Source organism: Enterobacter cloacae complex sp. CARB60 (genome assembly GCF_036487345.1).
GTDB classification, from domain to species: domain Bacteria; phylum Pseudomonadota; class Gammaproteobacteria; order Enterobacterales; family Enterobacteriaceae; genus Enterobacter; species Enterobacter asburiae_D.
The window spans coordinates 2,766,341-2,789,605 of the sequence record NZ_JAZKLC010000002.1 but is presented as its reverse complement, the minus strand read 5'-3'; the positions used below and the strand labels follow the sequence as shown (position 1 = coordinate 2,789,605).

General features: G+C 60.0%; 21 protein-coding genes. 11 read left to right on the top strand and 10 right to left on the bottom strand.

Features of this window, described 5'->3' with window-relative positions:
* Positions 1-2: 2 nt before the first annotated feature.
* Positions 3-1,019 (bottom strand): asparaginase, encoded by a 1,017-nt coding sequence (gene ansA, locus V4835_RS14290; protein WP_063142874.1) that lies wholly within the window; start codon positions 1,017-1,019, stop codon positions 3-5.
* Between the two features lie 63 nt (positions 1,020-1,082).
* Complete coding sequence (gene sppA / locus V4835_RS14285; protein ID WP_331412549.1) at positions 1,083-2,939, bottom strand: signal peptide peptidase SppA; 1,857 nt, start codon at positions 2,937-2,939, stop codon at positions 1,083-1,085.
* Positions 2,940-3,106: 167 nt separating this feature from the next.
* Here sppA and V4835_RS14280 point away from each other — a divergent pair, with 167 nt between their 5' ends.
* The 3 genes from V4835_RS14280 to V4835_RS14270 all read left to right on the top strand — a co-directional run bounded on the left by V4835_RS14280 (position 3,107) and on the right by V4835_RS14270 (position 6,736).
* Positions 3,107-3,658 carry an NAD(P)H nitroreductase gene (locus tag V4835_RS14280; RefSeq protein ID WP_331412548.1) on the top strand — a complete coding sequence of 184 codons (552 nt, stop codon included), beginning with the start codon at positions 3,107-3,109 and terminating at the stop codon, positions 3,656-3,658.
* Between the two features lie 116 nt (positions 3,659-3,774).
* Positions 3,775-4,818 (top strand): selenide, water dikinase SelD, encoded by a 1,044-nt coding sequence (gene selD / locus V4835_RS14275; protein WP_063142877.1) that lies wholly within the window; start codon positions 3,775-3,777, stop codon positions 4,816-4,818.
* 4 nt (positions 4,819-4,822) lie between these two features.
* Positions 4,823-6,736, top strand: a complete 1,914-nt coding sequence (locus V4835_RS14270) for a DNA topoisomerase III (protein WP_331412547.1) — start codon at positions 4,823-4,825, stop codon at positions 6,734-6,736.
* A 116-nt stretch (positions 6,737-6,852) separates the two neighbouring features.
* Here the strand turns inward: V4835_RS14270 and gdhA are convergent, their stop codons facing one another.
* Positions 6,853-8,196, bottom strand: a complete 1,344-nt coding sequence (gene gdhA, locus V4835_RS14265; RefSeq protein ID WP_331412546.1) for an NADP-specific glutamate dehydrogenase — start codon at positions 8,194-8,196, stop codon at positions 6,853-6,855.
* A gap of 228 nt (positions 8,197-8,424) precedes the next feature.
* Between gdhA and V4835_RS14260 the strand changes: the two genes are divergently transcribed.
* Positions 8,425-8,703 (top strand): DUF1496 domain-containing protein, encoded by a 279-nt coding sequence (locus tag V4835_RS14260; RefSeq protein ID WP_023335340.1) that lies wholly within the window; start codon positions 8,425-8,427, stop codon positions 8,701-8,703.
* On the opposite strand, the gene V4835_RS14255 is transcribed toward V4835_RS14260, so the two are convergent.
* On the bottom strand, positions 8,663-9,079 hold the full coding sequence (locus V4835_RS14255) for a pyrimidine (deoxy)nucleoside triphosphate diphosphatase (protein WP_032657918.1): 417 nt from the start codon (positions 9,077-9,079) through the stop codon (positions 8,663-8,665). The two genes, V4835_RS14260 and V4835_RS14255, sit on opposite strands and share 41 nt — an antisense overlap.
* Before the next feature lie 75 nt (positions 9,080-9,154).
* On the opposite strand from V4835_RS14255, the gene V4835_RS14250 reads away from it, so the two are divergent.
* Positions 9,155-9,724 (top strand): carboxymuconolactone decarboxylase family protein, encoded by a 570-nt coding sequence (locus V4835_RS14250; protein WP_331412545.1) that lies wholly within the window; start codon positions 9,155-9,157, stop codon positions 9,722-9,724.
* Complete coding sequence (locus V4835_RS14245; RefSeq protein WP_331412544.1) at positions 9,717-10,334, top strand: CDP-alcohol phosphatidyltransferase family protein; 618 nt, start codon at positions 9,717-9,719, stop codon at positions 10,332-10,334. The genes V4835_RS14250 and V4835_RS14245 overlap by 8 nt, the downstream gene beginning before the upstream one ends.
* Here V4835_RS14245 and V4835_RS14240 read toward each other — a convergent pair.
* The 6 genes from V4835_RS14240 to xthA form a co-directional block, all read right to left on the bottom strand.
* Complete coding sequence (locus V4835_RS14240; protein WP_331412543.1) at positions 10,331-11,638, bottom strand: sulfurtransferase; 1,308 nt, start codon at positions 11,636-11,638, stop codon at positions 10,331-10,333. The genes V4835_RS14245 and V4835_RS14240 overlap by 4 nt on opposite strands.
* Before the next feature lie 73 nt (positions 11,639-11,711).
* The gene (locus V4835_RS14235; RefSeq protein ID WP_331412542.1) at positions 11,712-12,332 is read right to left on the bottom strand and encodes an ATP-binding cassette domain-containing protein; all 621 of its coding nucleotides are present in this window, start codon (positions 12,330-12,332) and stop codon (positions 11,712-11,714) included.
* Complete coding sequence (locus V4835_RS14230) at positions 12,332-13,861, bottom strand: thiamine ABC transporter permease (RefSeq protein WP_331412541.1); 1,530 nt, start codon at positions 13,859-13,861, stop codon at positions 12,332-12,334. Before V4835_RS14230 ends, V4835_RS14235 begins: the two co-directional genes overlap by 1 nt.
* The gene (locus V4835_RS14225; protein ID WP_442877326.1) at positions 13,834-14,994 is read right to left on the bottom strand and encodes an ABC transporter substrate-binding protein; all 1,161 of its coding nucleotides are present in this window, start codon (positions 14,992-14,994) and stop codon (positions 13,834-13,836) included. The genes V4835_RS14230 and V4835_RS14225 overlap by 28 nt, the downstream gene beginning before the upstream one ends.
* A 15-nt stretch (positions 14,995-15,009) precedes the next feature.
* Positions 15,010-15,693: a TVP38/TMEM64 family protein gene (locus V4835_RS14220; protein WP_331412539.1), complete on the bottom strand. Its 684-nt coding sequence runs from the start codon at positions 15,691-15,693 to the stop codon at positions 15,010-15,012.
* A gap of 6 nt (positions 15,694-15,699) precedes the next feature.
* Positions 15,700-16,506 (bottom strand): exodeoxyribonuclease III, encoded by an 807-nt coding sequence (gene xthA / locus V4835_RS14215; RefSeq protein ID WP_063142886.1) that lies wholly within the window; start codon positions 16,504-16,506, stop codon positions 15,700-15,702.
* A 433-nt stretch (positions 16,507-16,939) separates the two neighbouring features.
* Here xthA and astC point away from each other — a divergent pair, with 433 nt between their 5' ends.
* Genes astC through astE form a run of 5 tightly spaced genes read left to right on the top strand, consistent with a single transcriptional unit; the run spans position 16,940 to position 22,963 of the window.
* Complete coding sequence (gene astC, locus V4835_RS14210; RefSeq protein WP_063142887.1) at positions 16,940-18,160, top strand: succinylornithine/acetylornithine transaminase; 1,221 nt, start codon at positions 16,940-16,942, stop codon at positions 18,158-18,160.
* Positions 18,157-19,191 carry an arginine N-succinyltransferase gene (astA, locus tag V4835_RS14205; protein WP_159513922.1) on the top strand — a complete coding sequence of 345 codons (1,035 nt, stop codon included), beginning with the start codon at positions 18,157-18,159 and terminating at the stop codon, positions 19,189-19,191. Before astC ends, astA begins: the two co-directional genes overlap by 4 nt.
* Positions 19,188-20,675 (top strand): succinylglutamate-semialdehyde dehydrogenase, encoded by a 1,488-nt coding sequence (gene astD / locus V4835_RS14200; RefSeq protein WP_331412538.1) that lies wholly within the window; start codon positions 19,188-19,190, stop codon positions 20,673-20,675. The genes astA and astD overlap by 4 nt, the downstream gene beginning before the upstream one ends.
* Positions 20,662-21,987, top strand: coding sequence for an N-succinylarginine dihydrolase (gene astB, locus V4835_RS14195; protein WP_331412537.1), 1,326 nt, complete (start codon positions 20,662-20,664; stop codon positions 21,985-21,987). Before astD ends, astB begins: the two co-directional genes overlap by 14 nt.
* Before the next feature lie 10 nt (positions 21,988-21,997).
* Positions 21,998-22,963, top strand: a complete 966-nt coding sequence (astE, locus tag V4835_RS14190) for a succinylglutamate desuccinylase (protein ID WP_331412536.1) — start codon at positions 21,998-22,000, stop codon at positions 22,961-22,963.
* The last annotated feature ends 302 nt before the right edge of the window (positions 22,964-23,265 follow it).

Below are 23,265 nucleotides of genomic sequence, written 5' to 3'. Positions count from 1 at the left end.
CCTTATTCGTCCGGGGTCAGCTCGCCGCGCAGGTTTTGCATCATCGCGCTGCGAATGGACTGAATGTCCAGATCCTGACTCAGTAAATAGTGAAGTTTAGTCAGCGTTGCCTCAACGGTCATATCGAAGCCGCTGATAACACCCGCATGCGCCAGCGCGTTACCGGTGGCGTAGCCGCCCATGTTGACCTTTCCGGACATACACTGGGTCAGGTTAACGACCACAATTCCTCGCTCGCTGGCTTCCTGAAGCTCTTTCAGGAATTCGCCGTTCTGCGGCGCATTGCCTACGCCATAGGAGCGCAGAATCAGCGCTTTCACCGGCTGGCGAAGGAAGTTACGCACCACGTCGGCAGAGATACCCGGGTAGATAGTGACCACGCCAATCGGTTGCGGAGTAATCGGATGCACAATCAGCTCGCCGGCGGTGTTCGGCGCAGGCGGCGTGCCCAGACGACGGATATGAATCCCGGCCTCCAGCAGCGGCTGCAGGTTAGGAGAGGCGAAGGCGTTAAAACCGTCGGCATGGGCCTTGGTGGTGCGGTTGCCGCGATAGAGACGGTTATTAAAGAACAGCGACACTTCGTTGATCGGGTAATTCGCCGCCACGTACAGGGAGTTCAGCAGGTTGATCTGCCCGTCCGAGCGCAGCTCCGCCAGCGGGATTTGCGACCCGGTGACGATAACCGGCTTGCTCAGGTTCTCCAGCATGAAGGAGAGCGCCGAGGCGGTAAACGCCATGGTGTCGGTGCCGTGCAGGATCACGAAGCCGTCGTACTGGTCGTAATGGGCTTTAATGTCATCCGCGATGTGCTGCCAGTCTTCCGGCGTCATGTCGGAGGAGTCCATCAGCGGCTCGTATTCGTGGATGGTGAAGTCAGGCATTTCCGGACGGTGGAATTCTGGCATCAGCGCAAGCTGACGCTGAAGGTGGCCGGAGACAGGGATATAGCCGTTTTCAGAGCGCTGCATACCGATGGTACCGCCAGTGTAGGCTACATAAATCGATTTCTTCTGCATGGTAGTGAGTTCTTGTTCTTCAAAAGAAAAAAATCCCCTCTTCGCGGAAAGAGGGGACGGTTTTTAACGGACGTTAGCGCAGGTCAGGCAAAACGCGTAACGACTCTGAGGATCGTTAAAGGCCGCGAGCTTGTCGCTTTCCGCCTTCATCGCTTTCGCTGCCGTGGCGACCGGCGCAGGCAGGTAAGCCTGCATCGCCTCCGGCAGCATGGCGCGTACCGAGCCGGACATGCTGTCCATGACCATATCGAAGAACGACGGCTCGTCCTGGTAATACTCGATATGCCACTGCTTGAGTTTCGCCAGCTCGGCGGCTTTCTTCACCGCGTCATCGAAGTCGCCCAGGCTGTCGACCAGACCGTTGCTCTTCGCATCCTGGCCGGTCCAGACGTGGCCCTGGGCGATCTGGTCGATCTGCTCTGGCGTCTTTTTACGCGAGTCCGCTACCAGGGTGATAAAGCGTTTATAGCCGTTCTCAATGCTGAGCTGCATCATCTCAGAGACTTCCGGCGGCAGAGATTTGGTCACCGACACATCCGCCAGCGGAGAGGTAGCCACGCCATCGGTATGCACGCCCAGAGAATCCAGGCTGTTCTCCACGGTGTTGATCACCCCGAAGATGCCAATCGAACCGGTCAGCGTGCTTGGGTTGGCCACGATGTAGTTGGCTGGCGTTGAGATCCAGTAACCCCCGGAGGCGGCCATTCCGCCCATGGATACGACGACCGGCTTGCCGGCGGCGCGCGCCGCGGCCAGTTCAGCGCGGATCACCTCGGAGGCGCTGACGCTGCCGCCAGGGCTGTTCACCCGCAGGACGATCGCTTTCACTTTCGGATCCAGACGAGCATCGCGGATTTGTGACGCGGTTGTATCGCCGCCCACGTTCCCCGGAGTCTCCTGACCGTCCATGATGGCGCCGTTGGCAAACACCACCGCGACGCTGTCACCTCTGTCATCCGGCTTTTTCGCCGAGTAATCATACATGCTGATGGCGCTGTAATTTTTATCCTCTTTGCTCCAGCCAAACTGCTTGCTCAGGGATTTTTCAATCTCGGCGCTGGTGCCCAGGGCATCAACCAGTTTGTTATCCAGCGCATATTTCGCGGTATCACCGTCAACCTTACGCAGGCCTTCCAGCACGCCCTGTGCGCCCGGGAACGCCTGCTCAGGCGTAATCTGGCGGTTGGCGGCAACGGTGCCCAGATAGTTCTGCCACAGCTCGCCAATCCAGCGGCTGTCCGCTTCACGGGCGGCAGGAGACATATCGTCGCGGATAAACGGCTCGACGGCTGATTTATACGTGCCGACGCGGAAGACGTGGGTGGTGACCTTCAGCTTGTCGAGCAGAGATTTGTAGTACAGGCCGTTGGTGGCAAAGCCGTGCAGATCCACCGTGCCCTGCGGGGAGAGCCAGATTTTATTGGCGAAGCTCGCCAGATAATATTGCCCCTGGCTGTAGCTGTCGCCCACGGCAATCACCGGCTTGCCGCTGTCGCGGAATTCGCGCAGCGCTTTACCGATGTACTGCATAGAAGGCTGATCGCCTCCGGCAAAATCTTTCAGATCCAGCACGATCCCGGTGATGTTACGGTCGTCTTTGGCCTGGCGGATGGTATCGACGATATCGAACAGGGAATTTTCCTGCAGACGATCTGAGGTTGCGCCAAACAGCTGGCGACCAATCACGCTCAGGCGGCTGCTGGTGGACGGCTTATCAACGATAACGCCGGTGATATCGAGTAATAGCGCGCCGCGCGTTGAATGCTGCGCCTGATTCGCGCTGCTGATATGCATCCAGATGCCCGCGCAAACCAGAACCAGGAAGATGAAGAAGATGTTCATCACCAGGTTGCGGACGAAGTTGAGCAGTCTCCACGTCCATTTAAAGAAACCGGCAAAGATTCGCCAAAGGGTTCGCATGTATTCTCCCTAACCAGAAAATGACTGTTTCCGTCGCCACTGGACGGTAATGTTGGGTTATCGTAATGACCCAACCGCCACTTGTCAGCAGGAATCGCCTGCCAGGCTGTAACAAAATCTGCCGTCGTGTTAATTTTGTGAGTAAATTTCAAGAAAGGAGTTAACCAATGGACGCACTCGAACTGCTTGTTAACCGCCGTAGCGCTTCCCGTCTGGCCGAACCTGCCCCGGCAGGCGAGCAGCTGGAGAACATTCTGCGTGCCGGCATGCGTGCCCCCGATCACGGCACGCTGCAGCCGTGGCACTTCTTTGTGATTGAAGGCGAAGGCCGCGATCGCTTCAGCCAGCTGCTGGAGCAGGGTGCGGTTGCCGCCGGGCAGGATGAGAAAGGTATCGACAAGGCGCGCAATTCCCCGTTCCGCGCCCCGATGATCGTCACCGTCGTGGCCAAATGCCAGGCCGACCATAAGGTGCCGGTCTGGGAGCAGGAAATGTCCGCAGGCTGTGCGGTGATGGCGATGCAAATGGCCGCCGTCGCGCAGGGCTTTAACGGTATCTGGCGCACCGGTGCGCTGACCGAAAGCCCGGCGGTTCGTGACGGTTTTGGCTGCGGCGAGCATGACAAAATTGTCGGCTTCCTCTATCTCGGCACCCCGCAGCTTAAAGCTTCCAGCACCATCAGCGTGCCGGACACCACGCCTTTCGTCAGCCGTTTCTGATAACGCACGCTAAACTGTCTGGATTCTGAGCATCTGCCGCAGAATTCAGACAGTCATACTTACCTCTTTATGGAATGAGCGCTACCATAGCGCGATTGAGATGACAGGAGACGTCCATGAGCGAGCAAACCATTCGTTTAACGCAGTACAGCCACGGAGCCGGTTGCGGTTGTAAAATTTCCCCGAAAGTGCTGGAGACCATCCTGCACAGTGAACAGGCGAAGTTTGTCGACCCGAACCTGCTTGTCGGCAACGAAACGCGTGACGATGCTGCAGTTTATGACTTAGGTAACGGCACCAGCATTATCAGCACCACCGACTTCTTTATGCCGATTGTCGACAACCCGTTCGACTTCGGTCGCATTGCGGCCACCAACGCCATCAGCGATATCTTCGCGATGGGCGGTAAGCCGATCATGGCGATTGCCATTCTGGGCTGGCCGATCAACACCATCCCGCCGGAAGTGGCTCGTGAAGTGATTGATGGCGGTCGTTTTGCCTGCCAGCAGGCGGGGATTGCGCTGGCCGGCGGTCACTCTATTGATGCGCCTGAACCGATCTTTGGCCTGGCCGTCACCGGCGTGGTGCCGACCGAACGCGTGAAGCGCAACAGCACCGCGCAGCCGGGCTGCAAACTGTTCCTTACCAAGCCGCTGGGCATTGGCGTGCTGACAACCGCCGAGAAAAAATCGCTGCTGAAACCGGAGCACAAAGGCCTGGCAACGGAAGTGATGTGCCAGATGAACCTCGCCGGTGCGGCGTTTGCCAATATCGACGGCGTGAAGGCGATGACCGACGTCACCGGTTTTGGTCTGCTGGGGCACCTCTCTGAAGTGTGTCAGGGCGCGGGCGTACAGGCGCAGGTCTGGTATCAGGACGTGCCGAAGCTGCCGGGCGTGGAGGAGTATATTGCTCAGGGCGCGGTCCCGGGCGGTACCCAGCGTAACTTCGCCAGCTACGGTCACCTGATGGGCGAAATGCCTGAGGAGTGGCGCAACCTGCTGTGCGATCCGCAAACCTCCGGCGGCCTGCTTCTGGCCGTCACGCCGGAATCCGAAGCCGAGGTACAGGCGACTGCCGCCGAGTTCGGCATCACCCTGACGGCGATCGGTGAGCTGGTGACCGCGCGCGGTGGCCGACCGATGATTGAGATCCGTTAATTCGATGCGGTTGTTTATTGCCGAAAAGCCGAGCCTGGCCCGCGCCATCGCCGACGTGCTGCCTAAACCGCATCGCAAAGGTGACGGCTTTATCGAATGCGGTAACGGGCAGGTGGTCACCTGGTGTATTGGTCACCTGCTTGAGCAGGCGCAGCCGGATGTCTATGACAGCCGCTACGCCCGCTGGAATTTAAACGATCTGCCCATCGTGCCGGAAAAATGGCGCCTGCAGCCCCGACCTTCGGTCACCAAACAGCTCAACGTGATCAAGCGCTTCCTGCATGACGCCGCTGAAATCGTGCACGCGGGTGACCCGGACAGGGAAGGACAGCTGCTGGTGGATGAGGTGCTGGACTACCTGGAGCTGGCGCCGGAAAAGCGTCAGCAGGTGCAGCGCTGCCTGATCAACGACCTCAACCCGCAGGCCGTCGAGCGGGCGATTTCGCGCCTGCGCGCCAACAGCGAGTTTATTCCGCTGTGCGTCTCGGCTTTAGCCCGCGCCCGCGCCGACTGGCTGTACGGCATCAACATGACCCGCGCTTACACCATTCTTGGGCGCAACGCGGGCTATCAGGGCGTGCTCTCCGTAGGCCGTGTCCAGACGCCGGTGCTGGGGCTGGTGGTGCGTCGTGATGAAGAGATTGAGAACTTCGTCGCCAAAGATTTCTTTGAAGTGAAAGCGCATATCGTCACGCCTAAAGACGAACGCTTTACCGCCGTCTGGCAGCCGAGCGATGCCTGCGAATCGTATCAGGATGAAGAGGGGCGTTTGCTGCACCGTCCGCTGGCGGATCATGTGGTTAACCGCATTACCGGGCAGCCCGCTATCGTCACCAGCTATAACGATAAACGGGAATCAGAACCCGCGCCGCTGCCGTTTTCGCTTTCTGCACTTCAGATTGAGGCGGCCAAAAAGTTTGGCTTGAGCGCGCAGAACGTGCTGGATATCTGCCAGAAGCTCTACGAAACCCATAAGCTCATCACCTATCCGCGTTCGGACAGCCGCTATCTGCCGGAGGAGCACTTTGCCGGACGCCACTCGGTGATGAACGCCATTAGCGTGCACGCGCCGGATCTGCTGCCGCAGCCGGTCGTGAATCCGGACACCCACAACCGCTGCTGGGATGACAAAAAGGTGGATGCCCACCACGCGATTATCCCGACGGCCCGCGCCAGCAACGTCAACCTGACGGATAACGAAGCGAAGGTGTATAACCTGATCGCCCGTCAGTACCTGATGCAGTTCTGCCCGGACGCGGTATTCCGCAAGTGCGTGATCGAGCTTGAGATTGCCAAAGGCAAGTTTATCGCCAAAGCGCGTTTCCTCGCAGAAGCAGGCTGGCGCACGCTGCTGGGGAATAAAGAGCGCGACGAAGAGAACGACGGCACGCCGCTGCCTGTGGTCGCCAAAGATGACGAACTGCTATGCGAGAAGGGCGAAGTGGTTGAACGTCAGACCCAGCCCCCGCGCCATTTCACCGATGCGACGCTGCTGTCGGCGATGACCGGGATCGCCCGTTTTGTTCAGGATAAAGATCTGAAGAAGATCCTGCGCGCCACCGACGGTCTGGGTACGGAAGCAACCCGCGCGGGGATCATCGAACTGCTCTTTAAGCGCGGCTTCCTGGAGAAAAAGGGACGCTACATCCACTCAACGGAACCGGGCCGGGCGCTGATCCACTCTCTGCCGGAGCTGGCGGCCAGGCCGGACATGACCGCACACTGGGAATCGGTGCTGACGCAGATCAGCGAGAAGCAGTGCCGCTATCAGGACTTTATGCAGCCGCTGGTCGGGACGCTTTACCAGCTGATCGATCAGGCGCGCAGCACGCCGGTGAAAACGTTCAGAGGGATGGTTGCACCCGGGGGCGGCGCGAAGAAACCGTTTAAAAAGAAAAAGAGCGCGGCGGCCTCTTAAACCGTAGGCCGGGTAAGGCGCAGCCGCCACCCGGCGAAAAGCAGCTCTGCGGCCTGAAAAAAGCCCGGTGGCGTTAACGCTTACCGGGCCTACAAGGGCGAGAATGCAGCGAAAGCTTAAATCACACCCTGCCCAATCATCGCATCCGCCACCTTCACGAATCCGGCAATATTCGCCCCGCGCACGTAGTTGGTTTGCGATGCCTCGCCGCCGTACTCCACGCAGGCGTGGTGGATATCCAGCATGATATGGTGCAGGCGCGCATCCACTTTCTCCGCCTTCCAGCCGAGACGCGCGGCGTTTTGCGCCATCTCGAGGCCGGAGGTCGCCACGCCGCCCGCGTTAGCGGCCTTGCCCGGAGCAAACAGCACGCCCGCTTCCAGGAACAGGTCCGTCGCGTCGATGGTGGTCGGCATATTCGCCCCTTCGGCCACCGCTTTTACGCCGTTGCTAATCAATGTACGCGCGGCTTCAACATCCAGCTCGTTCTGCGTGGCGCACGGCAGGGCGATATCCACCGGCACGCCCCACGGCTGTTTACCCTCCAGGTAGGTCAGGCCAAACTCCCGGGCATAATCCGCCACGCGACCGTCGCGGCTGGCTTTGATTTCACTCAGGCGCGCCAGTTTCTCTGCCGTGAAGCCCGCTTCATCCACCACCGTGCCGCTGGAGTCAGAGGCGGTCACCACGCGAGCGCCAAACTGCATCGCTTTCTCAATCGCGTACTGGGCCACGTTACCGGAGCCGGACACCGCGACGCGCATGCCTTCAAAGCCTAAACCGTGACGCTTGAGCATGGCCTCGGTGAAGTAAACCAGGCCGTATCCTGTCGCTTCCGGGCGGATCAGACTCCCGCCAAACGATAGCCCCTTGCCGGTAAAGACGCAGGCGCTGTTGTTGGAGAGCTTTTTCATCATCCCGGCCATAAAGCCCACTTCACGACCGCCCACGCCGATGTCACCGGCAGGCACGTCGGTGTCAGGACCAAGGTGGCGATAGAGTTCGGTCATCAGCGCCTGACAGAAGCGCATCACTTCGCCTTCGCTTTTGCCTTTCGGGTCGAAATCGCTGCCGCCTTTGCCGCCGCCCATCGGGAGCGTGGTGAGGGCGTTTTTAAAGGTCTGCTCGAAGCCGAGGAATTTCAGAATCGACAGGTTCACGGACGGATGAAAACGCATCCCGCCCTTAAACGGGCCAATGGCCGAGTTAAACTGTACGCGCCACGCGCGGTTAACCTGTACCTGATTGCGATCGTCAACCCACGTCACGCGGAACTGGATCACGCGCTCTGGCTCGACGAGGCGTTCAAGCAGCGACATCTGGCGATAACGCGGGTTTTGTTCAAGGAAGGGCCACAGGGTTGTCATAACTTCTCGTACGGCCTGCGCGAACTCGCTTTGGTGCGGGTCGCGCTGCTGAACATGGGCAAGGAAACTTTCCAGAGAGCGTGTCTGATCCATAGATATAAGAACCTCTTATCGTATTTTATGTGTATTACTTATGCGATTTGTGTTGTTTTTTTGACTATACCACCCGTACCGCTTTGTGAGGCAAGCAGAAATGTATGCCGAAAGGGAAATTAATGAGAGCGCGGGCGTCATAACCAAAAGCGATGAAGAGATAAATTAAAGGTTCCGCTCTGGTTTACCGTTATAGTCATTATCAAGGAACTACAGGAAGATGTGTCTATGAAACGTTATCTACTCACCGCGTTGTGTGCGATCTTTGCCGCAGGCGTGCAGGCCAACCCCATTCTCCCGGACGTAGAGGTGAATGTGCCGCCGGAAGTGTTTAGCTCCAGCGGCCAGAATCAAACGGTGCAGCCCTGCAATCAGTGCTGTATCTATCAGAATCAGAACTACTCGGAAGGGGCCGTTGTGAAAGCGGACGGCATTCTGCTGCAGTGCCAGCGCGACGAGCGCGCCATCAGCACGAACCCGCTGGTCTGGCGTCGCGTAAAACAATAAACGCTTCCAGCAGCGGAATATCCGCGGGGGCTAAGGCGTAGCCAAACGCCTCTTCCGGCGTACACCACGCGAGCGCGCTGTGGTAGTGCGCCGTGAGCTCGCCGCGAAAAGCAGGAACGTGCCAGGCATGCAGGTTGATCAACCGCTGCGACACTTCCCGCTGGTGGCTTGCCACGTATTGCCCCGGCAGGGCGTCAATGCCCAACTCTTCACGCAGCTCGCGGATAAGCGCTTCTGGCTGGGTTTCTCCGGCCTCGACTTTACCACCTGCGAATTCCCACATTCCCGGCTGGTCGGCATGGGCAGGGCGCTGCGCCAGTAAAATATTACCGTCTTTTTCGATGATGGCGGCAACGACATCGAGTGTTTTCAGCATGGTCGTCAATAATTGATAGCGAAAAAAGACATATTATCGTGCCCTTTCTCAGAGTCCAGTAATCAGGAGAATCAGGTGAAAGAGACCACCGCCTGGGTTGCCCCCCTCGAATCCCTTCCGGCCAGCCTTAAACCGATTGCCGCCATGCAGAAAAAGCATTTTGGCGCGGTGCTGAATCCCACCCGCTGGTGGGGGCGCATGCCGCGTCTGTTCTGGCTGGTGGCGCTGTTTGTCGGTTTTCTGGAGCGCCGTCACGCGCGACTGACGCCCGTGCTTCGTTCGCTGCTCATGACGCGGGTGTCCCAGCTCTGTCACTGCGCTTTCTGTATTGATGCCAACAGTCTGCGGCTGGCCGAGCGCTGCGGCGCGCTGGATAAGGTTCAGGCCGTGGGCAACTGGCATGACTCCGCCTTGTTCACCGAGCAAGAGCGCGCGGCGCTGGCCTACGCCGAGGCGGTAACCGCCACGCCGCCCCGGGCGGATGAGGCTATCAGAACGACGCTGAAACGCCACTTCACGGACGCTGCTATCACCGAGATGACGGCGCTGATTGCGTTTCAGAATCTCTCCGCCCGCTTTAATGCCGCGCTGGATATTCCGGCTCAGGGGCTGTGCGCCACGTTTAACGAGACTCCCCATGCTTGACCGTCACCTGCACCCGCGGGTAAAGCCCGTTCTGAATCGTCTGGTTTCCGTGCTGGATAAGCCGGGCATCACGCCCGACGGAGTCACCCTGACCGGGTTTGCCGTCGGCGTGCTGGCGCTGCCGTTTCTGGCCCTCGGCTGGTATCCGGCGGCGCTGGTCGCCATCGTGCTTAACCGCCTGCTGGATGGCCTGGACGGCGCGCTGGCTCGCCGGAGAGGGCTGACCGATGCGGGGGGATTTCTCGATATCGCGCTCGATTTTCTGTTCTACGCCCTGGTGCCGTTTGGCTTTGCGCTCGCGGCTCCCGCAGAGAATGCGCTGCCGGCCGCCTGGCTGCTGTTTGCGTTTATCGGTACCGGCAGCAGCTTTCTGGCGTTTGCGGCGCTGGCCGCGAAGCACGACATCGACAACCCAGGCTATGCGCACAAGTCGTTTTACTACATCGGTGGGTTAACGGAAGGGACGGAGACCATCGCGCTGTTCGTGCTGTGCTGCCTCTTCCCGGCACACTTTGCGCTATTCGCGTGGGTATTCGGCGCGCTGTGCTGGCTGACCACCACAACGCGCATCTGGAGCGGCTATGTGACGCTGAAGTCACTCAACACTTAGAGCGCACTCTCCGGTCCGCGCGCGCCGGTGGTGACCGGGTTCTGCGGGTTGCTGCTCCATTCGTACCAGCCGCCGTCATAGACGGCGACGTTTTTCCAGCCCATTGCCCGGGCGTACATAAAGGTTTCTGACGCCCGCCACCCGGTGCCGCAGTAAAACGCGACGTGCTGTTCCGGCAGAATATTCCAGCGCTTCCACTGGGCGGCGATATCGTCCGCGCTGCGCATGGTGCCATCCGGGTTATGGAAGTCTTCCATATGGGTCGCGTCGCTGCCCGCATGACCCCAGCGGGCACCGGCTATTTCACCTTTTGGCTTGATGTAGCTGTAGCCGCTGGTTTCGCCGATGAACTCCGGCCACGAACGAATGCTGACCAGGGAGGCATCCTGACGGTGCAGCATCCCGCGCGCCTGTTCCATATCGACCATCAGCTGCGGCTGGCCGGGGATCGGCGCGCCGAAGTCGGGGGCTGGCGCCACTTTGCCGGGCGTGCCGCGTTCAACCGGCAGGCCAGCATCTGACCACGCCTTCCAGCCGCCATCGAGAATGCGCACATCCTTCACGCCCGCATACAGCATAATCTGCGCCACGCGCGCGGCGGCGTAAACGTCACGGCCATACAAAATGACGGTGGTGTCGTGACGGATCCCGTGCTTCGCCAGCATCGCTTTCAGCTTGTCGTCGGAGACTTTATTCCACAGCGGCTCGCTTTCCACCTCGTTGGTGTCGATGTAGCCCGCGCCGGGAATGTGGTTCAGCAGGTAAAACTTCGGTGCGCCCCACGCGGCTTCAATCACTTTCCAGTCACCCGACGGCGCGGCGGTCACGGGTTTACCCTGCTGGAGGCGGTGGATCCACTGCGGGTAAACCAGCTGTTCAAAGTGAGGCAGGCGCTGAAGGCGCTCGGGCATCTGCAGCGCGTCGCTGAGCAGCGAGACGTGGCGGTATCCGGCTTTCTCCAGGCGGGACTTCACCGCCAGGTTATCGTTCTCGTCGCCGTACAGGGCGATGGCCGTCGCAGGCGTAAGCTGATGCTGTTTTGCCCAGCTCGCAATCTGCTCGTCGCTCATTGCGCCCAGCCAGGCGGCAGCAAGGTTGAGTGCGGCGGGTTCATGCCCGGAGGGGCCGCTGAGGGTCTGCGGCCAGCCGTTGTAAAACGCGCTGGGACGGGTGTCGACAGGCGTGCCGCGCTGCGCCTGAAGCTGAGACAGCGTCATCGCGTTGGCCATATCAGCCGCCAGAGAGGAAAAGGAAGCGAGGCCGCAAAGCAGGGCCAGCGCGGTCAGTTGAGAAACACGTTTCATCGAATAACCTGACGTCAGTAAAAGAGGGGGGCATTGTCGTCTCTCCCGAAACGGAAAACATTGCGTTAGCACATTATTGCCAGCGAGAGATCTCAATCAGCTCGCCGCCGGGCGGAATATCGTCCTCGTCGTGCGTGACCAGCACCACCGGGATATTGCGCGCGCGGACGGCATCAAATACCCATGTCCGAAACGTCGTGCGCAACGTTTTATCGAGGCGGCTGAACGGTTCGTCCAGCAGCAGCGCCTGCGGCTCTGCGAGCAGGGCGCGCAGCAGGCTGACTCGGGCACGCTCCCCGCCGGAGAGGGTGCCCGGATCGCTGGCGTAATGACCGCTCAGCCCGGCGGAATCCAGCGCCTGCTCGACCGCGTCCCGACGCGCGCGTCCGACGATCCGCTCAGGCAGCGCCAGCAGCAAATTTTGCCCGACGCTGAACTGTTCAAACAGCAGCGCGTCCTGAAAGAGGATGCCCAGCCCACGGGATTCAACGGGAAGACCGTCGCAGCGACGCGCGTCGAGCCACAGTTCGCCTTGCGCCTGAAAATCGTCTGACAGCGCGCCGACCATCCAGGCAAAAAGGGTCGATTTGCCGCTGCCGGACGGCCCCATCAGGGTAACGATCTCCCCGCGAGGAACGCAAAAACTGACCTCGCGGAAAAGCGGTTCGATGGTGAGATGGTTTACCTTCAGCATTAACGTAATCCTTGACGGTAGCGGCCCGCGAGCCGGGATAACAGGGCGGCAAGACCGAACACCGTGCCCGTGACCAGCAGCAATCCCAGCGCCCGGCTAGCGAGAACGGGGATGCTGCCCCCGCTGCTGAGCGCGACGGTTTCGGTGGTTAGCGTGGCGAAACGCCCCGCGCCAAGCCAGAGCGTCGGCATGTATTGCGCCATGCTGACGGAAAAGCCGGTGGCAAAGGCCAGCAGCGCAGGGCGCACCAGCAGGGGGCATTTCAGCAGTAAGAATATTTTCGCCCGTCGCCAGCCGAGCGTTCTGGCGGTAAGAATAAGTCGGGGATCGATCCGCCGCCAGGCGGGCTGCAGAACCAGCAGCATCCACGGCAACACCCACAGCAGATGGCTCCAGAGCACGGCGGCATAGTGCCCGTCGAGTCCCAGACGCAAAGCAATAAAGTATTGCCCGGTGACGAGCGGCAGCGCCGGAAGGGCAAGCGGTAACCACACCCACACTGCGCCGCGCTGCGGTCCCCATTCCAGCCAGAGAAAAATGACGATGAGGGCGATCAGGCTTGAAAGCAGGCCGAAGGAGAGGCTGGTACCCACGGGACCCACGTCGGCCCCTCGCGCCAGCATCAGCAGTACCGCGGCGCACAGGATGCCGCACGCGGGCAGTAACCCGCTGAATGCCCGCTCAGGCAGGACGCGCTGAGCCCGGGGGCGCGTCCCCGCGAGGTCCGGGATCGTGCGACGCCATGCTTTCCAGAGGCCGTACCCGAGGGCGGCAAGCGCGGCCAGCAGCAGGAGGAGAAGCAGGCACAGCAGCGTCCCTTTTGCCTGCTGCTCGGCGTCACCCTGACTTAGCCACTGAAAGGCCAGCACGGCCAGGGTGGGCGGGTTGCCGGGCCCGAGAACGATCGCCACATCCACGACCGAAAGTGACCACGCCAGCACCGCCAGCATCACCGCGCCGAGGACAGGGGCGATCGCCGGAAGGATCAGCCAACTGAGCGTCTGAATACGCCCGTAGCCAAAGGTTTGCAGGAGGATCTTCTGCTGCGCGAGCCGTTTTTCCGGCAGTACGGCGTAAATGGCCCACAGTACAAACGCGCTCTCTTTGACCGCGAGCGTCAGGCCCAGCCCGGCGCCGTAGCGGTCAAACGGCGGCGAACAGACGGTGCAGATCTGATAAAACAGACCGCCCTCCGCAAACAGCAGTAACGCGCTGGTGGCGAACGCCACATGGGGGATAGCCAGTAGCCACGGCAGGCGGGTAGAGAGGCGTCGCCAGCGTTGACCGGGCCACAAAAGGCAGACGAGGAAAAGGGCAATCAGCAACGCCCCCAGCGTGGCGATGAGCGTTGAGACCAGCGTGGCAACGGTCGCCTGAGGCAGCTGCGGATCGTTAAGCAGCCGCTGCCAGTTTGTCACGGAAAACGCCGGTGCGAACAACATGACGCTGGCGGGCAGGATCGGCAGATAAATCACCGCCATCGCCAGCCAGACAAGCCCGCTCAGCGGGTGCCGTAACGACGCAGCCATTCCTGCTCCAGCGCGTTGACCCAGGCGGACTGCGGCTCTGCAAGCACCTGCGGCAGCCCCAGAGGCGTATTGGCCAGCAGCTGTTTCGCGTCACCTTCGGGCAGCGCTTTCGCATTCAGTACGCTCGGGTCTCCCCAGATGGCCGGGTCGGCCTTGCGGATTTGCGCCTGCGGCGACAGCAGGAAATTCGCGACCACTTTTGCACCCGCGCTCGCGCCGGCATTGGCCGGAATAGCCACAAAATGGACGTTGCCGAGCATCCCGCTATGGAAACCAAAGCTGTAGCTGTCGGCAGGCAGTTCGCCGCTCGCCACTTTTTGCTGCGCATGCGCTGGGTTAAAGGTCAGCGACAGGTTCAGACTGCCGCTGGCAAGCAGGGCATCCATCCGCGCAGGTGAAGGGGGAAAGTCTTTCCCTTCTCGCCACAGCAGCGGGTGCAGCTTATCGAGGTAGGCCCAGAGCGGCGCCGTAACGTGGGTAAACGTTTCATCGGGCGCTTTTTGTAAAGCCTCAGGGCGATCGGTGAGCGTCAGAAGCAGCTGCTCAAGAAATGCCGTGCCGGTAAAATCGGGCGGGCGAGGATAGCTCACCTTGCCCGGGTGCTGCTGTGCGTAAGCCAGCAGCGCCTGAGGATCCTTCGGCGGCGTCGGCATGCTGGCTTTGCGGGCGATAAAGGTCAGCTGCGCGCCGCCCCACGGCGATTCGGCCCCGTCTGTGGGAACAGCAAAATCTTCCGTGACGGGTTTACGGGTATCGACATAGCGCCAGTTTGGCAACGTCTGCGCCCACCCGGTTTGCAGCAGGTTCGCCTCTTTCAACGTGCGGAAGTTTTCGCCGTTGACCCACAGCAGGTCGACCGAGCCGTTGGTCTTACGCCCCGCGGCGGCTTCGGTCTGAATACGTTTTACCGCATCGGCGGCATCCGCCAGCGGGACGATTTTTAGGGTAATGGCATAGTGCGTTTGCATCTCACCGCTGACCCACTCAAGGTAGCGGTTGACCGCCGGATCGCCGCCCCAGGCGTTAAACCAGACGGTCTGGCCTTTGGCCTGTTGTTGGATAGCGTGCCAGCCCTCGGCGGCACACAGGGGGGCTGCCAGCAGCAGACCGGTCAGAAACGCGCAAAAACGCACGCGGCGCATAATGCCTCACTTTTTAGCAGACGGGAGATAACGGGAAAACAGCCGGCGCGTCGCCAGCGGCAATAACCCCAGTAGTGTAAAGGCGATGAGCATGCCCGGCGACAAAATATCGCGCAGCGACGCCACTTTCCCCAGTTCGCGCCCGGCGTTGAGAAAGACCACCGTCGCGGGCAGCATGGCGACCTGGCTGACCCACCAGTAGCGGCAGACTCCAATGCGGGTCAGCCCCATCAGCAAATTCACCAGGAAAAAGGGGAACAGCGGCATCAGGCGCAGGGCAAAAAGATAGCCCGCGCCGTCATGCGCCATACCGGCGTTCACCGTTTTCATCTGCTGAGTAAACCGCCTCTGGACCCCGTCGCGCAGCAGATACCGGCTGGCGAGCATCGCAAGCGTGGCTCCGAGCGTGGAGGCAAACGAGACCAGCACGGTGCCTTCCCACAGGGGAAATAGCGCCCCGCCCAGCAGGGTGAGGATCGCCGCTCCGGGTATCGACAGGGCGGAAACCGCCACATAGAGCGCAAAAAAGATCAGCGCGCTTCGTAGCGGCGCGTGGTCAACATGGGAGAGCAATGCCTGCTGGTGGGTTTTAATCCCTTCCAGGGAGAGCGTGCCTGGGGGAAGCATGACAAACGTCAGAATAAATGCGCCCAGAAGGGCGCACAGGAAAGCGATTTTTCGAATGTTCACGCGTCATTACAGCTTGAATTTAGCCCACACCGGCGCGTGGTCAGACGGTTTTTCCATGCTGCGGATCTCGTAGTCGATCCCGGTTTCGATGCAGCGCTCTGCCAGCGGCGAACTGGCCAGCAGAAGGTCGATACGCAGGCCACGGTTGTCGTCAAAGCCTTTTGAGCGGTAGTCAAACCAGGAGAAGCGGTCCTGCGTTTCCGGGTTGGCGTTGCGGAACGTATCCACCAGGCCCCAGCCCAGCAGACGATCCATCCACTCGCGCTCTTCTGGCAGGAAGGAGCATTTGCCGGTACGCAGCCAGCGTTTGCGGTTTTCTTCGCCAATACCGATATCGAGATCCGTCGGGCTGATGTTCACGTCACCCATGATCAGCACCGGATTGTCTTTGTTGAGTTCGGTGGTCAGATAGTCCTGCAGATCCTGATAAAACTTGGCTTTGGCCGGGAATTTGGTCGGATGGTCGCGGCTTTCGCCCTGGGGAAAGTAACCATTAATCACGGTGATGTTACCCAGCGGGGAAGGCAGCTCCGCCATGATGATGCGGCGCTGTGCTTCCTCGTCATCGCCGGGGAACCCGCGGCGGACGGAAACTGGCGTCTCTTTGGTCAACAGCGCAACGCCGTAATGGCCTTTCTGCCCATGATAGAAGACGTTGTAACCGAGTTTCGCCACCTCTTCGAGGGGGAACATGTCGTCGTGAACCTTGGTCTCCTGGAGACCGATCACATCTGGCTGATGTTGTTCAACGATAGCTTCAAGCTGATGAGGGCGGGCGCGCAGGCCGTTGATATTAAAAGAGACAAATTTCATAGTCGCTGCCAGTGCAAGGTGAATAGTGCATGGATGGTAGCAGAATTTGCGTCAACTGTTATCGGGTTCGACCAATAACTGCGACAGATAATGCCGGTGGTGCAATATTTGCACCATTCTGACGCGTCCCGCCCTCAAACGGGGCGTAAATGACCGATAAATTTCGCGAGCGATCACAATTCCAGAATTATATTTGGCCTGTGCATACTCTTTCTGATTTTCATGCGGCAAGGCGCCGCTTGTCGTAAAAATATTCACTTTTTATGCGCTAACAGTGAATAACTCCATATTGTAACTTATTGATATTCTGTTACCTCAACCCGTTTATGCATTTTTATCGCTGGCTGGCACGAAGGCTGCAATCTACATTCACAGTGCAAACACTCAATTATTTAACATTCAAATAACTTTTTATTTACCGGATGAGGTCGCTATGTCTCTGTCAATTACGCGTGAAAATTTCGATGAATGGATGATGCCGGTTTACGCTCCGGCGGCTTTTATTCCGGTTCGTGGGGAAGGCTCGCGCCTGTGGGATCAGCAGGGTAAAGAGTATATCGACTTTGCAGGTGGGATTGCGGTCAACGCGCTGGGTCATGCGCACCCTGCGCTGCGTCAGGCGCTCAATGAGCAGGCGGCGAAGTTCTGGCATACCGGCAACGGTTTTACCAACGAGCCCGCGCTGCGCCTGGCCAAAAAACTGATCGACGCGACGTTCGCCGAAAAAGTCTTTTTCTGTAACTCGGGGGCAGAAGCCAACGAAGCGGCGCTAAAGCTGGCGCGCAAATATGCGCACGATAAATTTGGTACCCACAAGAGCGGCATCGTGGCGTTTAAAAATGCCTTCCACGGGCGCACGCTCTTTACCGTCAGCGCGGGCGGCCAGCCTTCCTACTCGCAGGATTTCGCACCGCTGCCGCCGGATATTCGCCACGGCATCTATAACGATCTGCAGTCCGCCAGTGAGCTGATTAACGACACCACCTGCGCGGTGATCGTCGAGCCGATGCAGGGCGAGGGCGGCGTGCTTCCGGCGCAAAAAGCCTTCCTGCAGGGGCTGCGCGAGCTGTGCGATCGCCACGACGCGGTGCTGATTTTCGACGAAGTGCAGACCGGCGTGGGCCGCACCGGCGAGCTGTATGCCTATATGCACTACGGCGTGACGCCGGACGTGCTGTCGACCGCCAAAGCGCTGGGCGGCGGCTTCCCGATTGGGGCGATGCTGACCACCGATAAATTCGCCAGCGTAATGACCGTGGGCACCCATGGCACCACCTACGGCGGCAACCCGCTGGCCACCGCCGTCGCCGGTCAGGTTCTCGACATCATTAACACGCCTGAGGTGCTGAAAGGCGTTAAGCAGCGTCACGACTGGTTTGTCGAGCGCCTGAATGCCATCAACAGCAAAACGGGGCTGTTTAAAGAAATTCGCGGTCTGGGGCTGTTAATCGGCTGCGAACTCACCGCCGAGTTTGCCGGGAAAGCTAAACTTATTTCACAGGAAGCGGCAAAAGTGGGCGTGATGGTGCTGATTGCCGGTGCCAACGTGGTGCGTTTCGCGCCTGCGCTGATCGTCAGCGAGGAAGAGGTGCAAACCGGTCTGGACCGTTTTGCGCTGGCGTGTGAAAAAGTGAAATCCGGGGTGTCATCATGATGGTCATCCGTCCCGTTGAGCGCGGCGATATCGCCGGGCTTATGCAGCTTGCCGGTAAGACGGGAGGCGGGCTGACCTCGCTTCCTGCCGATGAAAAAACGCTGTCGGCGCGCATTGAGCGCGCCCTGCAAACCTGGCAGGGGACGTTGCCAAAAAGCGAACAGGGGTATGTGTTCGTGCTGGAAGACACCGACACGGGGACCGTGGCCGGGATCTGCGCCATTGAAGTGGCCGTCGGGCTTAACGACCCGTGGTACAACTACCGCGTCGGCACCATGGTTCACGCCTCGAAAGAGCTGAACGTTTATAACGCGCTGCCGACGCTGTTTCTCTGTAATGACCACACGGGCGCCAGCGAGCTCTGCACGCTGTTCCTCGACCCGGCGTGGCGCAAAGAGGGCAACGGCTACCTGCTCTCCAAATCGCGCTTTATGTTTATGGCCGCCTTCCGCGATCGCTTTAACGAAAAAGTGGTCGCAGAGATGCGCGGCGTGATCGACGACACCGGTTATTCGCCGTTCTGGGAGAGCCTGGGCGAGCGCTTCTTCTCGATGGAGTTCAGCCGGGCGGACTATCTCTGCGGCACCGGCCAGAAAGCCTTTATTGCCGAGCTGATGCCGAAGCATCCTATTTATACCCATTTCCTCAGCCCGGAGGCGCAGGCGGTGATTGGCGAAGTCCATCCGCAGACCGCTCCCGCCCGCGCGGTGCTGGAGAAAGAGGGGTTCCGCTACCGGAACTATGTCGACATCTTTGACGGCGGACCTACGCTTGAGTGCGATATCGACCGCGTGCGCGCGATCCGCAAAAGCCGTCTGGTTGAGGTCTCTGAAGGCCAGCCCGCGCCGGGTGACTGGCCCGCCTGTCTGGTGGCGAACGAAAATTACGCCAATTTCCGCGCCATGCTGGTGCGTACCAACCCGAAATGTGAACGTCTGGTGCTGACGGCTGCAGAACTGGATGCCCTGAAATGTAACGCCGGCGATACGGTTCGCCTGGTGCGTCTCTGCCCTGAGGAGAAAACAGCATGACATTATGGATTAACGGTGACTGGGTAACGGGCGAAGGTGAAGAGCGCGTAAAAACCAATCCGGTTGGAAAAGAGATGCTCTGGAAGGGGCATGACGCCAGTATCGCGCAGGTCGAACAGGCCTGCCAGGCCGCTCGCCGCGCGTTTCCGGCGTGGGCAAGACAGCCTTTCGCCGTGCGCCAGGAAATCGTTGAGAAGTTTGCCGGGCTGCTGGAGGCAAACAAGGCCGAACTGACGCGCATCATCGCGTCTGAAACCAGTAAACCGCGCTGGGAAGCGACAACCGAAGTGACGGCGATGATCAACAAAATCGCTATTTCGATCAAGGCGTACCACGCCCGCACCGGCGAACAGCATACCGACATGCCGGACGGCGCCGCCACGCTGCGCCACCGGCCGCACGGCGTGCTGGCGGTGTTTGGCCCGTATAACTTCCCGGGACATCTGCCGAATGGCCACATTGTGCCCGCGCTGCTGGCGGGCAATACCGTTATTTTCAAACCGAGCGAGCTCACGCCATTAACCGGCGAGGCGGTGGTTAGGCTGTGGGAACAGGCCGGCCTGCCGCCGGGCGTGCTGAACCTGGTGCAGGGCGGGCGCGAAACCGGCCAGGCGCTGAGCGCGCTGAGCGATATCGACGGCCTGCTGTTCACCGGCAGCGCCGGTACGGGCTATCAGCTGCACCGCCAGCTGGCAGGGCAGCCGGAGAAAATTCTGGCGCTGGAGATGGGCGGCAACAACCCGCTGATTGTGGAAGACCCTGATGATATCGACGCCGCGGTGCACCTGACGATTCAGTCTGCCTTTATTACCGCCGGACAGCGCTGCACCTGTTCCCGCCGTCTGCTGGTCAAGCGCGGCGCGCAGGGGGATGCCTTCCTGAAGCGTCTGGTAGAGGTGAGCGCGCGTCTGGTGCCTGCCGCGTGGGATGCCGACCCGCAGCCGTTTATCGGCGGACTGATTTCCGAACAGGCCGCGCTGAACGTGCTGAAGGCCTGGCAGGATCACGTCGCGCGCGGCGCGAAAACCCTGCTGGAGCCGAAGCAGGTTCAGCCGGGTACCTCTCTGCTGACGCCGGGCATTATTGAGATGAGCGGCGCGAACAACGTGCCGGATGAAGAGGTCTTTGGCCCGCTGCTGTGCGTCTGGCGCTATGACGATTTCGATGCGGCCATTGCGATGGCGAACAACACCCGCTACGGCCTGTCGAGCGGTCTGATTTCACCCCATCGCGAGAAGTTTGACCAACTGCTGCTGGAAGCGCGCGCCGGGATTGTGAACTGGAATAAACCGCTGACCGGGGCCGCGAGCACCGCACCGTTCGGCGGCGTGGGCGCGTCGGGCAACCATCGCGCCAGCGCGTGGTATGCCGCCGATTACTGCGCGTGGCCGATGGCGAGCCTGGAAACCCCTGCGCTGACGCTGCCGGAGACGCTTAATCCGGGGCTGGATTTTACCGGAGGGGATCGTCATGAAAGCGCGTGAAGTTAACTTTGACGGGCTGGTGGGGCTGACGCACCACTATGCCGGTCTCTCTTTTGGTAATGAAGCCTCGACGAAGCACCGTTTTCAGGTCTCGAACCCGAAGCTGGCGGCGAAGCAGGGGCTGCTAAAAATGAAGGCGCTGGCGGATGCCGGTTTCCCGCAGGCGGTGATCCCGCCGCAGGAACGCCCGAACGTGGCGGTATTACGTCAGCTCGGTTTCACCGGCAGCGATGAGCAGGTGGTTGAAAAAGCCGGTACGCAGACGCCGCACCTGCTCTCCGCGGCAAGCTCTGCCTCCTCTATGTGGGTGGCAAACGCGGCGACCGTCGCGCCGTCAGCCGACACGCTGGATGGCAAAGTCCATCTGACGGTGGCGAACCTGAACAACAAATTCCACCGCGCCACCGAAGCGGAAACCACCGAGCGCGTGCTGCGCGCCATTTTCAACCATGACGCCCATTTTGAGGTGCATCAGGCCCTGCCGCAGGTGGCGATGTTTGGCGACGAAGGCGCGGCCAACCATAACCGCCTGGGGGGCGACTATGGTGACCCGGGCCTGCAGCTGTTTATCTACGGGCGAGAAGAGGGGGGCCACGCCGCGCCAACCCGCTATCCTGCTCGTCAGACGCTGGCGGCCAGCCAGGCGGTTGCCCGTCTGAACCAGGTCAATCCTTCCCAGGTGATTTTTGCCCAGCAAAACCCGCATGTGATCGACCAGGGCGTGTTCCATAACGACGTGATTGCCGTCTCTAACCGCCAGGTGCTGTTCTGCCACGAGCAGGCGTTTGCCCATCAGGAGACGCTGCTCGCCACGCTGCATGAGCGCGTGCGCGGCTTCACGCCTGTCCAGGTGCCAACGGAGGCGGTGAGCGTGCAGGACGCGGTAGAGACGTATCTGTTCAATAGCCAGCTGCTCAGCCGTGACGATGGCAGCATGATGCTGGTCCTGCCGCAGGAGTCCCGGGATCATAAAGGCGTGTGGCGCTACCTGACGGAGCTGGTCAAGGCCGATAACCCGATTGACGAACTGCGCGTGTTTGACCTGCGCGAAAGCATGGCCAACGGCGGTGGTCCCGCCTGTTTACGTCTGCGCGTGGTCTTGACCCAGGACGAAATGCAGGCGGTGAACCCGGCGGTCATGATGAACGATACGCTCTTTACGCGGCTGAATGACTGGGTCGATCGCTACTATCGCGATCGTCTGACGCAGGCGGATCTGGTTGACCCGCAGCTTCTGCGTGAAGGACGCGAGGCGCTGGACGCGTTATCGACAATCCTGCAGCTGGGATCGGTTTACCCGTTCCAGCGCTAAAGGAGTGGATATGGAAAATTTACTGGCGCTGACCCTGGCCGATGAGACGCCGGAACAGAAAGAGGGGGACGGCCCCTCATTTCGCTGGCGGTGGCTGGGGCACGGGGTGCTTGAGCTGACGCCGACCGTAAAAAGCGATCTCTCGCTGCTGCTTTCAACGGGTATCCACGGGAATGAAACCGCACCCGTTGAGATTGTTGATCTGCTGCTGCGTGCGCTGTACCGCAATGAGATCGCCCTGACGTGCCGCGTGCTGGTGGTGCTCGGCAACCCACCTGCGCTGGCGCAAAACAAACGGTATCTGGTGAGCGACATTAACCGCATGTTCGGCGGGCGCTGGTCGCAGTTTCCGCAGAGCGATGAAACGGCGCGGGCAGAGTGGCTGGAGAACGTCGTGACCGCGTTTTTTGCCGCCGCGGGACCGGCGCGCTGGCATCTGGATCTGCATACGGCAATCCGCGCGTCCTACCACGTTCGCTTCGGCGTTCTGCCGCAGCGCAGTCAGCCGTGGGATGAAGCGTTCCTGAGCTGGCTGGGTGACGCCGGGCTGGAGGCGCTGGTATTTCATCAGTCGCCGGGCGGAACGTTTACCCATTTCACCTGTGAACGTTTCGCTGCGCTGGCCTGCACGCTGGAGCTGGGAAAAGCGCTACCGTTCGGCCAGAACGATCTGACCCGCTTTGCGCCTACGCATCTCGCCCTTCGGGCGCTGCTGGGAGGAAAGGCGCCCGAGCACGCGCATCAGCCCGTTGAGCGGTATCGTGTCGTACAGCAGATCACGCGCCGCAGCGATGCCTTCCTGCTCCACATGGCCGCGCACACCCTGAACTTCACCCCGTTTCGCAAAGGGGCGCTGCTGGCGGAAGATGGCGAGGAACGTTACGAGGTGCAGAAAACCACCGAGTATGTTTTATTCCCTAACCCCACCGTCGCGTTTGGCCTGCGGGCCGGGCTGATGCTGGAAAAAATATCCTGAACATTTCCCCTCTCATCATCCGGGAGGGGGAAGTAAAAAACTTTTCTTAACGATTAAAGCCCTTGCGCTTGTTTTGCGGAATATTCCTGGTGAATTGCTTTATTATTGATCTTCGCTTCGCTATACTTCTGCTAAATCTCTTTAAAATCATCGTATTGAATATTTTTTGTTGCAACTCTCCACGCTTTATCCTTATTTCCTCCACATTTGGCGAAAATTTGTTTTTTACACTTTCATTGTTTTACCGTTGCTCTGACTAATTGACGATAAACCCCGTAAAGTTAATCTCGTCAACACGGCAT

Excerpts from the sequence above, each read along its gene's own strand:
- ansA (WP_063142874.1), bottom strand. The coding sequence starts at position 1,019 with ATGCAGAAGAAATCGATTTATGTAGCCTACACTGGCGGTACCATCGGT.
- sppA (WP_331412549.1), bottom strand. The coding sequence starts at position 2,939 with ATGCGAACCCTTTGGCGAATCTTTGCCGGTTTCTTTAAATGGACGTGG.
- V4835_RS14280 (WP_331412548.1), top strand. The coding sequence starts at position 3,107 with ATGGACGCACTCGAACTGCTTGTTAACCGCCGTAGCGCTTCCCGTCTG.
- selD (WP_063142877.1), top strand. The coding sequence starts at position 3,775 with ATGAGCGAGCAAACCATTCGTTTAACGCAGTACAGCCACGGAGCCGGT.
- V4835_RS14270 (WP_331412547.1), top strand. The coding sequence starts at position 4,823 with ATGCGGTTGTTTATTGCCGAAAAGCCGAGCCTGGCCCGCGCCATCGCC.
- gdhA (WP_331412546.1), bottom strand. The coding sequence starts at position 8,196 with ATGGATCAGACACGCTCTCTGGAAAGTTTCCTTGCCCATGTTCAGCAG.
- V4835_RS14260 (WP_023335340.1), top strand. The coding sequence starts at position 8,425 with ATGAAACGTTATCTACTCACCGCGTTGTGTGCGATCTTTGCCGCAGGC.
- V4835_RS14255 (WP_032657918.1), bottom strand. The coding sequence starts at position 9,079 with ATGCTGAAAACACTCGATGTCGTTGCCGCCATCATCGAAAAAGACGGT.
- V4835_RS14245 (WP_331412544.1), top strand. The coding sequence starts at position 9,717 with ATGCTTGACCGTCACCTGCACCCGCGGGTAAAGCCCGTTCTGAATCGT.
- V4835_RS14240 (WP_331412543.1), bottom strand. The coding sequence starts at position 11,638 with ATGAAACGTGTTTCTCAACTGACCGCGCTGGCCCTGCTTTGCGGCCTC.
- V4835_RS14235 (WP_331412542.1), bottom strand. The coding sequence starts at position 12,332 with ATGCTGAAGGTAAACCATCTCACCATCGAACCGCTTTTCCGCGAGGTC.
- V4835_RS14230 (WP_331412541.1), bottom strand. The coding sequence starts at position 13,861 with ATGGCTGCGTCGTTACGGCACCCGCTGAGCGGGCTTGTCTGGCTGGCG.
- xthA (WP_063142886.1), bottom strand. The coding sequence starts at position 16,506 with ATGAAATTTGTCTCTTTTAATATCAACGGCCTGCGCGCCCGCCCTCAT.
- astC (WP_063142887.1), top strand. The coding sequence starts at position 16,940 with ATGTCTCTGTCAATTACGCGTGAAAATTTCGATGAATGGATGATGCCG.
- astA (WP_159513922.1), top strand. The coding sequence starts at position 18,157 with ATGATGGTCATCCGTCCCGTTGAGCGCGGCGATATCGCCGGGCTTATG.
- astD (WP_331412538.1), top strand. The coding sequence starts at position 19,188 with ATGACATTATGGATTAACGGTGACTGGGTAACGGGCGAAGGTGAAGAG.
- astB (WP_331412537.1), top strand. The coding sequence starts at position 20,662 with ATGAAAGCGCGTGAAGTTAACTTTGACGGGCTGGTGGGGCTGACGCAC.
- astE (WP_331412536.1), top strand. The coding sequence starts at position 21,998 with ATGGAAAATTTACTGGCGCTGACCCTGGCCGATGAGACGCCGGAACAG.